We start from the raw sequence: 13788 nt of genomic DNA, 5'->3' as shown, positions 1-13788 counted from the left end.
AACCCGGCGCGAAGGTCAAGCGTCGCGCGGGCTCTCTGGACGCGTCGCCGCCGGCTTGCGACAAGGGGAGCCATCACGGAGCAGGACGACGAGGCCCGGCATGGACAACCGCAACGATCTCTGGCGGCAGGTGGACGCCTGCAAGGACAGGCTCATCGCCCTGAGCGACCGGGTCTGGGGCATGCCCGAGGTCTGCTACACCGAGGCCCGCTCCTGCGCCGAGCACACCGCCGAGCTGCGCCATCAGGGCTTCCGCGTCACCGAACAGATCGCCGGCATTCCGACCGCGGTGATGGGCGAGGCCGGCGAGGGCGGGCCGGTCATCGCCTTCATGGGCGAATACGACGCGCTGCCCGGGCTGAGCCAGGAGGCCGGCATCGCCGAGCCGCGCCCGGTCGAGGCCGGCGGCCACGGCCATGGCTGCGGCCATAACCTGCTCGGCTCGGCCGCGATGCTGGCGGCGGTGGCGATGAAGGAGTGGCTGGCAGCGACCGGCCGCCCCGGCCGCGTGCGCTATTACGGCTGCCCGGCCGAGGAGGGCGGCGCCGCCAAGGCCTTCATGGTGCGCGCCGGCGCCTTCTCGGACGCCGATGTCGCGATCTCCTGGCATCCCAATAGCTTCTGGGAGGTGGCGCCGCCGCTCTCGCTCGCCAACACCCGCGCCGACTTCATCTTCACCGGTCGCGCCTCGCACGCCGCCGCCTCGCCCGAGCTCGGGCGCAGCGCGCTCGACGCGATGGAACTGATGAGCGTCGGCGTCAACTATATGCGTGAGCACATGCCGAGCGATGCGCGGGTGCACTATGCGGTGCTCGATACCGGCGGTATCGCGCCCAACGTCGTGCAGGCCCATGCCCGCGTGCGCTACTCGATCCGCGCCCGCGACCTCGCGAGCATGCTCGAACTGGTGGAGCGTGTCCGCAAGATCTCGCAGGGCGCCGCGCTGATGACCGAAACCTCGGTCGAGATGCGCATCGTCAGCGCGGTCTCCAACGTGATCGGCAACGGCCCGCTCGAAAGCGCCCTGCAGGGCGTGATGGAGGAGCTCGGGCCGCCGCGCTTCGACGAGGCCGACCTCGCCTTCGCCCGCCAGATCCGCGCGACGCTCTCGCCCAAGGATATCGCCGCCGCCTGGCACGCGATCGGCATGCCGCCGACCGACGCGCCGCTGGCCGATTTCACCGTGCCGCTCGACGCCGCCCGCAACCCGGCCATCGGCTCGACCGATATCGGCGATGTCAGTTGGGTGGTGCCGACGGTGCAGTCGCACGCGCCCTCGATCGCGATCGGCACGCCGCTGCACAGCTGGCAGGTGGTGGCGCAGGGCAAGACGCCCGCCGCCCACAAGGCGATGGTCCAGGTCGCCAAGGCGATGGCCGGGCTCGGCGCCGCGGTTCTGGAGGATCCGGCGCTGATGGCGGCGGCCAAGGCCGACCACGCCCGGCGCGTCGCGGCCGCCGGCGGCTATGTCTCGCCGGTGCCGCCGGAGGTGAAGCCGCCGCTGACCATGTCGACCGGCTGACGCCGGACGACAGAGCGGCCTCCCACGCAAAAAAAAGCCCGCCGAGCGAATCGGCGGGCAGTGGGGACGGCCGGGGAGGGCGGCCGTCGGGGTCTCGAAAGGCAAGCGGTCTCAGGAAAAGGCGGTCTCAGTAATAGGTGCGGCAGACCCGGCGGGTGCCGATGACATCGCCGTAATAGTTGACCCGGTCGACGAGGTGGCAGCGGCGCACCGGGGCCGGGCCGTAGCTGTAGACCGGCTCGTAATAGCCATGGCCGTAGGCGGGGCGGGCGGCAGCCGCGGCGAGCGCGCCGACGGCGAGCGCGCCGACGATGCCGGCACCGATGGCGGCGCCGCGATAGCGCGGGCGGGCCTCGGCGTCCGAGGCGGTGGCGAAGACGGATGCGCCGAGCGCGAGAGCGGCGACGGCGGCGGCGAGGCTCTTCCTGGTGCGCGTCATGTTCGTTCTCCGGTCTGGTAGCCAGTGGCGAACCATTCGCCATGCCCGGGCCTTGTCGGCGCCTGGCGGCGAATCGCGCGGCAGCCTGAAAAAAATGCGCGAGGGCCGCTTCGACCAGGCCGGAAGCCCGGTTCGTTGACCTGCCGCAGCGGTGTGCTATGAGCCAGAGACAAGGCCATGTCCCAGGCGTCCCGGTAGCTCAGCAGGATAGAGCGGCGGTTTCCTAAACCGTAGGTCAGGGGTTCGAATCCCTTCCGGGACACCATCCGTTCTCCGCTTTTTCGATGATTAGCGGCCGGCTTTTCCGTTGGGCCGACCGGGCTCGGCTTCACACCAGAGCAGTGAGCGCGCCGGCGGCGGCCAGCGCCAGCACCACCGTCCAGGGCGGGGCCTTCCACATGGTGAGCGCGAGCAGGCCGGCGAGCGCCAGCAGGACATCGGCGGGAGACAGGATCGCGCTGGTCCAGATCGGGCTGTAGAGCGCCGCGCCGAGAATGCCGACAACCGCCGCGTTCGCGCCGCGCATCGCTGCACGGGCGGCGGGGCGGGCGCGCAGCGCCTCCCAGAAGGGCAGCATGCCGTAGACCAGCAGCAGCCCGGGCAGGAAGACGCCTGAGAGTGCGATCAGCGCGCCGGCGACGCCGTTCGGCGCCGGGATCATCACCGCGCCGAGATAGGCCGCGACGGTGAAGAGCGGGCCCGGCACCGCCTGCGCCAGGCCGTAGCCGGCGAGGAAGGCCTCGTTCGTCGTCCAGCCGGGCGCCACCACCTCCGCCTGCAGCAGCGGCAGCACGACATGGCCGCCGCCGAAGACCAGTGCGCCGGCGCGATAGAAGGCGTCGAAGAGCTGGAGCGCCGGCCCGGCGCCGGCATGGGCGAGCAACGGCAGCGCGACGAGCAGTCCGGCGCAGAGCGCCAGCGCCACAGCGCCCTGCCGCCGGCCGACCGGGAAGTGCATTCCGGCAGGCGCGTCGGCGGTCGGGCCGCGGCAGAGCCACAGGCCGGAAAGAGCGCCGAGCGCGATGGCGCCGATCTGGCCGAGCGAGCCGCCGGCGAGCAGCACGATGGCCGCCGCCAGGAGTGCGATCGCGGCGCGGCTGCGGTCGGGCGCGAGCGTGCGCGCCATGCCCCAGACCGCCTGCGCCACCACCGCGACGGCGACCAGCTTGAGACCGTGGATCACGCCGTCGGCGAGCGGGCCGCCCGTGGCTTTCGCCCCGAGCGCGGCGGCCAGCAGCAGGAGCGCGGAGGGCATGGTGAAGGCGAACCAGGCCGCGAGCCCGCCGAGCAGGCTGTTGCCGCGCAGAAGGCCGAGGGCGAAGCCGACCTGGCTGGAGGCCGGGCCGGGGAGGAACTGGCAGAGCGCCACCAGTTCGGCATAGCCGGCCTCGTCGAGCCATTTGCGGCGCAGCACCAGCTCGTCGCGGAAATAGCCGAGATGGGCGATCGGCCCGCCGAAGGATGTCAGGCCGAGCTTGAGGAAGGCCGCGAAGACCTCGGCGGGCGATCCTTGGCGCGTCATCGCGGTTCTCGTCGTCTGTCCCGGACGCGGCTCCCGAGGGCCCCGCACGCCGTTCGCTTACCGCTCTTCTATGACATGACGGGTGCCTGCGCGTCAGAGCCGCCTTGCAACGCATGGGCCGGCGCGTCCTGCACCGCTTCCGGCCGTCATCCGACGCGCGCTATGGGGCTTCGGCGCGGCGACGACGCTTCGGGCGCGCGGCCCCTTTTCGAGAGACCGACCATGACGTCATTCGCCACCCTTGCCCTCGCGGTCGCTGTGGCCGCTACGGGCCTCGTCGCCTTGCCCGCCCGCGCACAGCTGAGTGGCGACGCCTATAGCTGGGGCGCCGAGGTCAGCCAGGGCAACCGCTCGACGGTGATCGCGGCGCGCCAGGCCGGCAAGGGCTGGACGGTCGAGATGGAATGCGTCGTCGGCAGGGGCCGCAAGGCCCACACGCTGCGCTATCGCGGCACGGCGCGCTGGGAGGGCGGCATGATGCTCGGCACGCTCGACCGCGGCATGAAGATCACGGTGGTGCCGCGCGAGGACGGCGTCGGCGTGGTCACCAGCGGCAATGACTGCGCGCAGGGCGCCGGTTTCCTGACCAGCGGCGGCGGCTGAGCGCGCTCTGCTGGCCGCGCGGATCGACGCGAAAGCCTCCGGCGGCGCGTCGCGCCTCGGCGCGATCGATGCAGGTCGACGGAGCGAGGCTGCGGATAAGGCGGGCCGGCAGGCTCTGCGAGCGGCACGGCGCGTTCCTCCGATCGTTGACTTTAGAATTATAATTATTCTAAACTGAAGTCATCGGGGCTTCAGGGCCCTTGCCGTTTCCGAGAGGTCGATCCCATGTCCGCGTCCGTGCACTGCGAGAGCTGCAAGTTCTTCGAGGCCCACAAGTCGAACAGCGGCGATGTGCGCTCCGCCCAGGGCCTGTGCCGCTTCAACCCGCCGGTCTCGCAGCCCGGTCCCGATGCGCGCGGCCTCTGGCCGGTGGTGGCCAACAGCGACTGGTGCGGCCATTACAGCATCGAGATGACCCCGGCCGAGTGAGCTGGAGGCGATGACGACGCGCCCTGGCGCGTCGCGACGAGGCCAGCCCGCGCGGCTGGCCTTTTTTCGTTGGTGGCGGGTGTTATCGCTGTGCCGTCGCGCGCTTAGCCGGTCAGTCCTCGCCGATCCGCTCGGGCTTGCCCTTGCGCCTGGTCGCCGCGAGCTCGCGCAATTCGCGCTCGCTCATGCTCTCGACCATCTCGCGCGAGGCGCCCTTGAGCTCGCTGCGGGGCATGTCGCCGCGCTTGGCGGCGAGCGCCGCGCCGGCGGCGCGCTGCTGGGCCTTGGATCTGGCGGGCATCACGTCCTCCTCGCGAAGACCATCTCTGCCCGATCAACGGCGCGGGCGCCCCCCTGTTCCCGGTCGCGCGGTCGCAGGTGCCGGGCGCGAGCCGGCCGGCTTCGGCGTCGCCAGCCAGATGACGTGGCGGGCGCCCGCGCCGGGGCGGGCGCGCACCTTCGCTTCTTCGACCGCGAAGCCCGCGCTTTCCAGCCGGCGGGTGAAGGCCCGGTCGGGCGCGGCCGACCAGATCGCCAGCACGCCGCCCGGGCGCAGGGCCGCGCGGGCCCGGCCGAGGCCGGCATGGTCGTAGAGCCGGTCGTTCGCCGCCATGGTCAGCCCGTCCGGGCCGTTGTCGACATCGAGCAGGATCGCGTCCCAGGCGGCCGGGACGGCGTCGATCACCCGCGAGACGTCGGCCTGACGGATCTCGGCGCGGGGATCGTCGAGGCTGCCGGCGAAGACCGGTGCCAGCGGCCCGCGGGCCCAGTCGATCACCGCCGGCAGCAGCTCGGCGACGGTGACGGCGCCGGCAGGCGGCAGGCCGGCCAGCGCGGCGCGCAGGGTGAAGCCCATGCCGAGCCCGCCGATCAGCAGGCGCGGGGCAGGCCGATCGGCCAGACGCGCCAGCACGAGCGTCGCCAGCGCCTCTTCGGAGCCGCGCAGGCGCGAATTCATCAGCTCGTTGGCGCCGAGCGTGATGGAGAACTCGGCCTCGCCGCGCTGCAGGAGCTTGAGCGTGCCGCCATCCGGCAGGGCAGATTGTCCGAGCTGGATCCAGGGTTTCACGAGCAGGCATCCGACGGGTTGAAGCCGCGCAAGGCTGCGCTGCCGCCCGGCTTGCCGCGCCGGCGCGCGCCGGTCAATCCGCCGCCGCGTTCGCCGGTCAGCGGATCAGGAGCGCGGTGAGGTAGAGGCCGAGGCCGAAGACCACATGGTTGATCAGTCCCATCAGCCGGATCTGGCCGGGATTGGGCCGCCGGCTGGCGGCGATGCCGAAGCCCATGCCGGGCTGGAGGATGAACCAGCCGCAGCCGACCGTGACCACGCCGACGATGAGCGCAGGCAGGAGCGTCGGCGCCAGGGCCCAGCCCGGCCCCCAGATCGCCAGCAGGCTCGCCGCGAAGAGGATGCCGACGAGGTAGTGCATGGTCCAGCCGATGGCGAGCTCGTTGGCCACGGGCGGCGTCTGGGCGATGGTGTCGTGCATGAAGCGGCCGCGCGGCAGATAGGCGAACCAGCGCCCGATCACCGCCCAGTTCGCCATGGGCTGGCCCAGCGTGCGGTTGAGCAGCAGCGCCCAGAGATCGAGCAGCGCGGTCGCGCCGATGCCGATCACGATCGCGCGGAGGATTGTCTCGATCATGGCCTGGTCCCCCCGGAACGGATGCGCCGGTCCGTCTCGCCGGGTCGCCTGCGGCCATGGAGGCCGAAGCGGCCGCGCAGGTCAATCGCCGCGGGCGCGCAAATGCCGCAGGAGGGCCATGCGGCTGTGGAGGCGCGGAACCGAGCGGCGCCTGGGTGGTTTCCGACCATGCGCGGTTCGCGCGGAACCAGCAGCAAGGGGGAAAGCCATGGCGGTAGCAGTCGCGACGAAGCCGGGCGCCAAGGGCGTCCACGGAGCCGACGAGCTGCCCTCGGTGGTGGTGACCAGCTACAATCTCGAAATCCGCGACGGCGAGGGCTTCGTCGGCGATCGCGCCAGCCGCGGCGCCTTCATGGAGCATCTGGCCGAGCTGCGCCGCCATCTCGCCGATGCGGGCGAGGATCCGCTGGCGGGGATCGGCAAGGAGCCGAGCAAGTCGGAGCTCGACGCGCTGATCGAGAACGGCGAAGCGCGCGAGGCCGCGCTGATCCTCTCCGCGATCGAGCGCTTCGCCCAGTCGCTCGCCTTCGTGATCCGCCGCTTCCTGCGCCAGAAGGCCTGGAAGCAGGTGGAACGCATCGTCATCGGCGGCGGGCTGCGGCAGAGCCGCGTCGGCGAACTCGCCATCGCGCGCGCCGGCATCATCCTGCAGACGGAAGGCCACGCCATCGACCTGGTGCCGGTGCGCCATCATCCCGACGAGGCCGGGCTGGTCGGCAGCGCCCATCTCGCCCCCGCCTGGATATTCGAGGCCTTCGACAGCCTGGTCGCGGTCGATATCGGCGGCTCGAACATCCGCGCCGGCATCGTCGAACTGCGCCAGAAGAAGGTGCCCGACCTCTCCAAGGCGCGGGTCTCGACCAGCGAACTCTGGCGCCATGCCGACGAGGAGCCCGGCCGCGAGGAGGCGGTGGCGCGGCTTGGCAAGATGCTGCGCGAGCAGATCAAGGCGGCGGAGAAGGATGGCTTGCGCCCGGCGCCCTTCATCGGCGTCGGCTGTCCCGGCCTGATCGAGCCGGACGGCGCCATCAACCGCGGCGCGCAGAACCTGCCGGGCAACTGGTCGAGCGAGCGCTTCAACCTCGTCGACAGCATCCGCGAGATGATGCCGGAGATCGGCGGGCACGAGACCATCGTGACCATGCACAACGACGCGGTGGTCCAGGGGCTGAGCGAAACGCCCTTCATGCAGGATGTCGAGCACTGGGCCGTGCTGACCATCGGCACCGGGCTCGGCAATGCCAGCTTCCGCAACCGCACCAAGCCGGGCAAGCGCCGCAAGGACTGAAGGCCCGCCTCAGCGGCGCCTCGCCGGCAGGGCCCAGGCGAGCCCACGCGAGATGATCGCGGGGAAGACGCTGAGATGGTCTTCCTCGGCGACGACCTCGGTCTCAAGGGCCAAGCCGGGATAGGCGCGCGAGCGCAGGGCGCGTTCGAAGCCGCGCAGGTCGGCGACCATGTCGAGGCTGCGGCTGTGGCGCGGATCGTCATTGCCCGGCGCGGTGGTCTCGTAGGAGCCGATAGCCATGTAGACCCTCGCCGGCAGGTCTTTCTCGGTCTTCGCCCGCTCGGCCTCGCGCTTGATCATTACCCGGTCGTCGAACCAGAGCGAGGGGCTGCCGATGATGTAGTGCGAGAACATCTCCGGCGCGGTCAGCAGGATGTGAAGGCCGAACAGCCCGCCATAGGAATGGCCGGCATAGATGTTGCGGTTGCGGTCGGTGCGGTAGGTCGCGGCGACGAAGGGCATCAGCTGGTCGGCGAGAAAGCGGCGATAGGCCTCGGCCTCGCCGAAGACCGGCCGGCGTCCGGACGGGTCGGGCGTGCGCTCGCCGTTCGGCGTCGGCGTGTAGTCGCGCCGCCGGCTGTAGAGCGGGCTGTCGCCGTCGGAATAGGACAGGCCGACCAGGATGAACTCCTCCAGCCCATGGGCGCGGTTGCCGAGGCGCGCGGCGATGCTGCGGATCAGCGGGAAGGCGTAGTCGGCATCGGTGACGAACAGCACCGGATAGCGCCGCTGCGGCTGGCGCGCATAGGATTCAGGCAGGCCGACATAGACCCGGTAGTCGCGCCCGAGCGCGTTCGCCCGGATCGGCCAGACCTCGGTGTCGGGCAAGGTGAAGGGCGTCGGCGTCGGGCGCGACGCCGGCACCGGACCGGGCGGTGGAGCCGGCGCGGGGGCGGGGTCTGGCGTGGGGGCCGGCCGGGCCGGCGCCGTATCCGTGTCGGGGCGGGGATCAAGCTGGATCGCGGCTGCGGGGACCGCGCCGCGCGGCAGGCCGGGATCGGGCTCCGGCACGGCGAGGCCGGCGACGGGGACGAGCAGCAGCAGGAGGGCGAGGGCAGGCAGGCGTGGCATTCGCCGCATCTCCGACAGGACTGTGCCCGCAGCATGACGGACGGCGGCACGGGGGCGTGCTGATAGCCGAGGCCTCTCGTCTCCGCCATGATGCTGACGGTTTTGCCGGGGACAACGCCCGCCCTGCCACGCTTCACAGGATGCCGATGTCCTCGCGGCTCTTCGACGCCCCTTCGTGCCGCCTTGCCTCGGCAGCTGTCTCGCGGCGATTCTCGGCCGCAGCGCGAATCAACCCGGTTGCTCCCGCATGTCGCTGACCCTCGCAGACCGGCTCCGGCTCGCCCCGGCGCTCGCCCGCCTCGCCGCCGCGCTGATGCTGGCGCTTGCCGTCGCCCTGGCGCCCGTCGCTCTGGCTCCGGCCGCCTTCGCCCAGGCGCCGGCGCAGACGATCGCGCCGCGCGCGCAGCTCGATTCGCTCCGCGCCGAAATCGCGCAGGTCGAGACGGTGATGGCGCGCCAGGGCATCACCGACGCCGAGTTGCAGCGCCAGCGGCAGCGTCTCCAGCCCTTGCAGGACCAGCTGCGGACGCTGATCGACGAGCAGGCGCCGCGCGTCGAGCAGGCAAAGGTGCGGCTCGAGCAGCTCGGCCCGCGGCCGGAGGCCAAGGCTCCGGCCGAGACCGCCGAGGTCGTGCAGGAGCGCGAGACGCGCGAGAAGCAGTTCGCCGAGGCCGACGAGACCCTCAAGATCGCCCGCGCCGCCCTGGTGCAGGCGCAGCAGGCCCAGGTGAAGATCGGCGACCTGCGGCGGGATCTCTTCGCCAAGGAGCTCTTCACAGCCGGTCCGTCGCTGCTGGCGCCCGAGGTCTGGACCATGGCGGCTTACGGGCTGCCCTCCGACATCGCCGCCTCGCAACAGGTCTTCGGCGACTGGTCGTCGATCGTCGCGCGCGCCCTGTTCACCGAGCGCGGGCTGCTGGTCGGTTTCGCGCTGCTCGGCGCGATCGGCCTCTATCTGGCGCGCGCCCGCTACATGCCGCGGCTCAAGGCGCGGCTGGCGGCGCAGCAGAGCGGCAGCGGCGCGCTCGTTCCCTATATCGCCGCGATCCGGCTGATCGCGCTGGCGGCCCCGCCGGCCCTGGCGAGCTGGCTGCTCTACGCCGCGCTCAAGACCGCCGGCCTGCTGCCGCCGCGCATCCAGCCGGTGGTGCTGGCCGTGGTGTTCGGCCTGGCGATCTTCGCCTTCGTGCGCGGCCTGGCGGAGGCGCTGTTCGCGCCGGGCGAGCCGCAGCGTCGGCTGGTCAGCGTGCAGGAGCATACGGCGCGCGCGGTGCTGCGCACGGCCAGCGCGCTGGCGGCCGTGCTCGCGGTCGGTTCTGTGCTGGAGGCCTGGCTGCAGGCGATCGCGGCGGGCTTGATGCTGTCGATCGCGGTGCGCGGAGTGGTGGCGCTCACGTTCGCGGCCGCGCTGATCGTCGGGCTCTACCAGCTGCGCGACCATGCCGAGATCGAGCAGGAGGCCTGCCTCGGCCCCTATGTGCCGGTCGACGGCAAGAGCCTGGGCTCCGGGCGCTTCATCGGCTGGGCGGTCGGGCTCGCCGTCATCGTCTCGGTGTCGCTCGGCTATGTCGTCTTCGCGACCTTCCTGACCGAGCAGGTGCTCTGGCTCGGCATCCTGGCCGGGATGTTCCTGCTGCTGAGCCCGCTGATCGAGTACGGGATTTCCGGCCTGCTCACCGGCGAGGGGCGCTTCGCCCTGATGTTGCGCGCCGGCGTCGGCCTGCGCGCCACGACGCTCGACAAGATAGCGGTGGTTCTCACTGGCTTCCTGAAGATCGTGCTGATCGTCGCAGTCATCATGCTGGCCTTCGCGCCCTGGGGGCTGGAATCGGACGATTTCTTCGCCTCGCTGCGCGCGGCCTTCTTCGGTTTCCAGGTCGGCGGGGTGACGATCTCGCTCTCCTCGATCGTCGTGGGCGTGCTGGTCTTCGTGCTCGGGCTGACCGCGACGCGCTCGCTGCAGGGCTGGCTCGAGACCAAGTTCCTGCCGACGACGGCGCTCGATGTCGGCCTGCGCAACTCGATCACCACTGCAGCAGGCTATGTCGGCTATATCGCGGCGGTGGCGCTGGCGGTGTCGTCGCTCGGCCTCAGCCTGGAGCGGCTGACGCTGGTGGCCTCGGCTCTCTCGGTCGGTATCGGTTTCGGCCTGCAATCGGTGGTGTCGAATTTCGTCTCGGGGCTGATCCTCCTCTGGGAGCGGCCGATCCGGGTAGGCGACCAGGTGGTGGTCGGCGATGCCGAGGGCATCGTGCGGCGTATCAATGTGCGCTCGACCGAGATCGAGACCTTCGACCGCTCGACCGTCGTGGTGCCGAACTCCAACCTGATCACCGGCGTGGTGCGCAACCGGGTCCGCAGCGATCGGACCGGCCGCGTGCTGATCTCGATCAGCGTGCCGCGCAGCTACGATCCGCAGGCGGTACGCACGCTCCTGGCCGAGGCCGGCGAAGCCCATGGCGACGTGCTGAAGAAGCCGCCGCCGTCGGTGATGTTCAAGAAGCTCGGCACCACGACCATGGACTTCGACCTGGTCTGCGTGGTGGGCGAGGTCGACATCGTCGGGCGGGTCACCAGCGACCTCAACTTCGTCATCCACAAGAAGCTAGCCACGATGGAGCCGGCGGCTTCCGTGCCGCAGCTCGCCGTGCGCGGGCTGGAGGGGATCGAGGGCTCTCTGGAGAACATCGCGACCGCGGTCGCCGGCGTGCGCCGCCGCCGCCGCCCGGCCGGGACGGAGGAGCAGGCGCCGCCGCCGGCCGCGCCTGCCGCTGAAGACGAGGATACGCCATCGGAACCGGCACCCGCCGAGACCCCCGCGCCCGCCGCCGCCAAGCCAGACGACAAGGAATGATTCCATGGACACCCAATGCGCGCGGCCGGCACGGAGCCGGGCGATGAGCTGCCCGGTCGCACTTGCAGCCGCGCTCGCCCTGTTCAACATCGCCGGCTGCACCGAGCCGGCGCGCCAGCAGCAGCCTGCCTTCTATCGCGATCTCGGCGCGGCCTCCGCGCAGGTCGATGCGGAGGCGGCGCGCGCGACGATCTCCGCCTACCGGCTCAATGCCGGCCTCGGCGTGCTGGCGCTCGATCCGGCGCTGATGCAGGCGGCCGAGGAGGAGGCGCGCGCCATGGCGGCGGCCGACAAGCCGGCGCAGGCGGAGGCGGTCAAGGCGCGGCTCGCCCGCGGCGGGCAGGCCGGAGCCGAGGCCAATCTCTCGGCAGGCTACCGGCGCCTGGCCGAGGCGTTCTCCGGCTGGCGCGATTCGCCCCAGCACGACCGGGTGATGAAGACGCCGAAGGCGACGCGCATGGGCATCGCCACCGCCTATTCGCCGAGCTCGAAATACAAGGTCTACTGGGCCCTGATCGTCGCGCCCTGACGGGTGGCGGCCGGCCGGTTCATCCGGCGTTTATCGACCGCGGCCTAAGGACGGGAGACCTCGATCGCCCGGTCCGGCCGGAAGGATGGCGCCCGCATGAGCCTGATCGCCCTCTATGCCCGCGTGCTGGGCGAACTCGGGCCGGAGCGGCGCCTCGGCGCGCTGCTGGCGCTCGCCAACGTATTGCTGGCCGGCGCCGCCTTCGCCGAGCCGATGCTGTTCGGCGCGCTGATCGACCGGCTCACCGCCTTCCAGGGCAGCGGCCAGCGGCCGGGCTGGGCCGACATCGCCGTACTGCTCGCGGCCTGGATCGGCTTCGGCCTGGCCAATATCGGCATCGGCGTCTTCGTCGCGCTGCACGCCGACCGGCTGGCCCATCGCAGCCGGCTGGCGGTGATGGCGCGCTATTTCGAGCACGCGCTCAGCCTGCCGCTCTCCTATCACGCCCAGACCCATTCCGGCCGCGTGCTGAAGGTGATGCTCGACGGCACCAGCGCAATGTGGGGGCTGTGGCTCTCCTTCTTCCGCGAGCACTGCGCCAGCTTCGTCGCGCTCTTCGTGCTGCTGCCCTTCACGCTCTGGAAGAACTGGCAGCTCGGCCTGGTGCTGATCGGGCTGGTCGTGCTGTTCGGGGCGCTGACGGCCTATGTGCTGCGCAAGACCGACAGGCTGCAGAGCCATGTCGAGGGCTATCATTCCAGCCTGGCCGAGCGGGCCTCCGACGCGCTCGGCAACATTCCCGTGGTGCAGAGCTTCACGCGGGTCGAGGCGGAGGTGCGCGGCCTGCGCAACACCATCGCCAGCCTGCTCGAGGCGCAGATCCCGGTGCTGACCTGGTGGGCGGTGGCGACGATTGCCACCCGCGCCTCCGCGACGCTGACCGTGCTCTCGATCTTCGTGGTCGGCACCTGGCTTCTGATGCAGGGACAGACCACGGTCGGCGAGATCGTCACCTTCATGGGCTTCGCCACCATGCTGATCGGGCGGCTGGAGCAGATCGTCGGCTTCGTGAACTTCATCTTCATGCAGGCGCCGAAGATGCGCGAGTTCTTCGCGGTGCTCGACACCGTGCCGGCCGTGCGCGACCTGCAGGCGGCGCCCGATGCCGGCCGGCTGAGCGGGGCGGTCGCCTTTGAGGACGTCTCCTTCTCCTATGACGGCAAGCGCCCGGCCGTCAGCGACGTCTCCTTCGCCGCCAGGCCCGGCGAGACCATCGCGATCGTCGGCTCGACCGGCTCGGGCAAGTCGACGACGCTCGGCCTGCTGCACCGCGCCTTCGATCCGCAATCGGGGCGGATCACCGCCGACGGGATCGACATCCGCGACGTCTCGCTGATCTCGCTCCGGCGCAATATCGGCGTGGTGTTCCAGGAGCCGATGCTGTTCGCCCGGACGATCCGCGAGAACCTCAGCGTCGGCAAGCCGGACGCCACCGACGCCGAGATGATGCAGGCGCTGGAGCGGGCGCAGGCCGCCGAGGTGATGGCGCGCCAGCCCGACGGGCTCGACACCATCGTCGGCGAGCGCGGGCGCACGCTCTCGGGCGGCGAGCGCCAGCGCCTGTCCATCGCCCGCGCCCTGCTGAAGGACCCGCCGATCCTGATCCTCGACGAGGCGACCTCGGCGCTGGACGCCGCCACCGAGGCCAAGCTGCAGAAGGCACTGGACGAGGTGATGCGCGGCCGCACCACCTTCGTGATCGCCCACCGGCTGGCGACGATCCGCAACGCCGACCGCATCCTGGTGTTCGAGCAGGGCCGGGTGGTCGAGAGCGGCAGCTTCGACGAGCTGGTCGCCCGCGGCGGCCGCTTCGCCGCGCTCGCCCGCGCGCAGTATCTCGTGCAGGACCGCCCGGTGACCGCCGGCGAATGAGGGCAGCCGACTA

At 71.4% G+C, this 13788-nt stretch carries 13 protein-coding genes and 1 tRNA gene; 8 read left to right on the top strand and 6 right to left on the bottom strand.

The window, feature by feature from the left end; translation table 11 throughout:
- Nucleotides 1-100: 100 nt before the first annotated feature.
- Nucleotides 101-1522 (top strand): M20 family metallopeptidase, encoded by a 1422-nt coding sequence (locus tag ABE438_RS05720; protein ID WP_346501578.1) that lies wholly within the window; start codon nucleotides 101-103, stop codon nucleotides 1520-1522.
- Nucleotides 1523-1649: 127 nt separating this feature from the next.
- Here ABE438_RS05720 and ABE438_RS05715 read toward each other — a convergent pair whose 3' ends face one another.
- Nucleotides 1650-1961 carry a hypothetical protein gene (locus ABE438_RS05715; protein ID WP_346501577.1) on the bottom strand — a complete coding sequence of 104 codons (312 nt, stop codon included), beginning with the start codon at nucleotides 1959-1961 and terminating at the stop codon, nucleotides 1650-1652.
- 188 nt (nucleotides 1962-2149) lie between these two features.
- On the opposite strand from ABE438_RS05715, the gene ABE438_RS05710 reads away from it, so the two are divergent.
- Nucleotides 2150-2226, top strand: a tRNA-Arg gene (locus ABE438_RS05710).
- Nucleotides 2227-2289: 63 nt separating this feature from the next.
- Here ABE438_RS05710 and chrA read toward each other — a convergent pair.
- Complete coding sequence (gene chrA, locus ABE438_RS05705) at nucleotides 2290-3483, bottom strand: chromate efflux transporter (protein WP_346501576.1); 1194 nt, start codon at nucleotides 3481-3483, stop codon at nucleotides 2290-2292.
- Nucleotides 3484-3705: 222 nt separating this feature from the next.
- Between chrA and ABE438_RS05700 the strand changes: the two genes are divergently transcribed.
- Both ABE438_RS05700 and ABE438_RS05695 read left to right on the top strand, forming a co-directional pair.
- Complete coding sequence (locus tag ABE438_RS05700; protein ID WP_346501575.1) at nucleotides 3706-4086, top strand: hypothetical protein; 381 nt, start codon at nucleotides 3706-3708, stop codon at nucleotides 4084-4086.
- Between the two features lie 225 nt (nucleotides 4087-4311).
- On the top strand, nucleotides 4312-4515 hold the full coding sequence (locus tag ABE438_RS05695) for a hypothetical protein (protein ID WP_346501574.1): 204 nt from the start codon (nucleotides 4312-4314) through the stop codon (nucleotides 4513-4515).
- A gap of 112 nt (nucleotides 4516-4627) precedes the next feature.
- On the opposite strand, the gene ABE438_RS05690 is transcribed toward ABE438_RS05695, so the two are convergent.
- The 3 genes from ABE438_RS05690 to ABE438_RS05680 all read right to left on the bottom strand — a co-directional run bounded on the left by ABE438_RS05690 (nucleotide 4628) and on the right by ABE438_RS05680 (nucleotide 6161).
- Nucleotides 4628-4816 carry a DUF3008 family protein gene (locus ABE438_RS05690; protein WP_346501573.1) on the bottom strand — a complete coding sequence of 63 codons (189 nt, stop codon included), beginning with the start codon at nucleotides 4814-4816 and terminating at the stop codon, nucleotides 4628-4630.
- Between the two features lie 33 nt (nucleotides 4817-4849).
- A complete protein-coding gene (locus ABE438_RS05685) occupies nucleotides 4850-5584 on the bottom strand; it encodes a spermidine synthase (RefSeq protein WP_346501572.1) in 735 nt (244 codons plus the stop codon).
- A 97-nt stretch (nucleotides 5585-5681) separates the two neighbouring features.
- The gene (locus tag ABE438_RS05680) at nucleotides 5682-6161 is read right to left on the bottom strand and encodes a DUF2938 domain-containing protein (RefSeq protein WP_346501571.1); all 480 of its coding nucleotides are present in this window, start codon (nucleotides 6159-6161) and stop codon (nucleotides 5682-5684) included.
- 208 nt (nucleotides 6162-6369) lie between these two features.
- On the opposite strand from ABE438_RS05680, the gene ABE438_RS05675 reads away from it, so the two are divergent.
- On the top strand, nucleotides 6370-7449 hold the full coding sequence (locus ABE438_RS05675; RefSeq protein WP_346501570.1) for an ROK family protein: 1080 nt from the start codon (nucleotides 6370-6372) through the stop codon (nucleotides 7447-7449).
- 9 nt (nucleotides 7450-7458) lie between these two features.
- Here ABE438_RS05675 and ABE438_RS05670 read toward each other — a convergent pair whose 3' ends face one another.
- Nucleotides 7459-8520 (bottom strand): alpha/beta hydrolase, encoded by a 1062-nt coding sequence (locus tag ABE438_RS05670; RefSeq protein WP_346501569.1) that lies wholly within the window; start codon nucleotides 8518-8520, stop codon nucleotides 7459-7461.
- 247 nt (nucleotides 8521-8767) lie between these two features.
- Between ABE438_RS05670 and ABE438_RS05665 the strand changes: the two genes are divergently transcribed.
- The 3 genes from ABE438_RS05665 to ABE438_RS05655 all read left to right on the top strand — a co-directional run bounded on the left by ABE438_RS05665 (nucleotide 8768) and on the right by ABE438_RS05655 (nucleotide 13775).
- Nucleotides 8768-11374, top strand: a complete 2607-nt coding sequence (locus tag ABE438_RS05665; RefSeq protein WP_346501568.1) for a DUF3772 domain-containing protein — start codon at nucleotides 8768-8770, stop codon at nucleotides 11372-11374.
- 4 nt (nucleotides 11375-11378) lie between these two features.
- Nucleotides 11379-11903, top strand: coding sequence for a CAP domain-containing protein (locus tag ABE438_RS05660; RefSeq protein ID WP_346501567.1), 525 nt, complete (start codon nucleotides 11379-11381; stop codon nucleotides 11901-11903).
- A gap of 96 nt (nucleotides 11904-11999) precedes the next feature.
- Nucleotides 12000-13775, top strand: coding sequence for a glucan ABC transporter ATP-binding protein/ permease (locus tag ABE438_RS05655; protein ID WP_346501566.1), 1776 nt, complete (start codon nucleotides 12000-12002; stop codon nucleotides 13773-13775).
- The last annotated feature ends 13 nt before the right edge of the window (nucleotides 13776-13788 follow it).

The organism is Allobosea sp. TWI1241 (genome assembly GCF_039673065.1).
Lineage (GTDB): Bacteria > Pseudomonadota > Alphaproteobacteria > Rhizobiales > Beijerinckiaceae > Allobosea.
The sequence above is the reverse complement of the archived record's forward strand: the minus strand, read 5'-3'. Positions and strand labels throughout refer to the sequence as shown.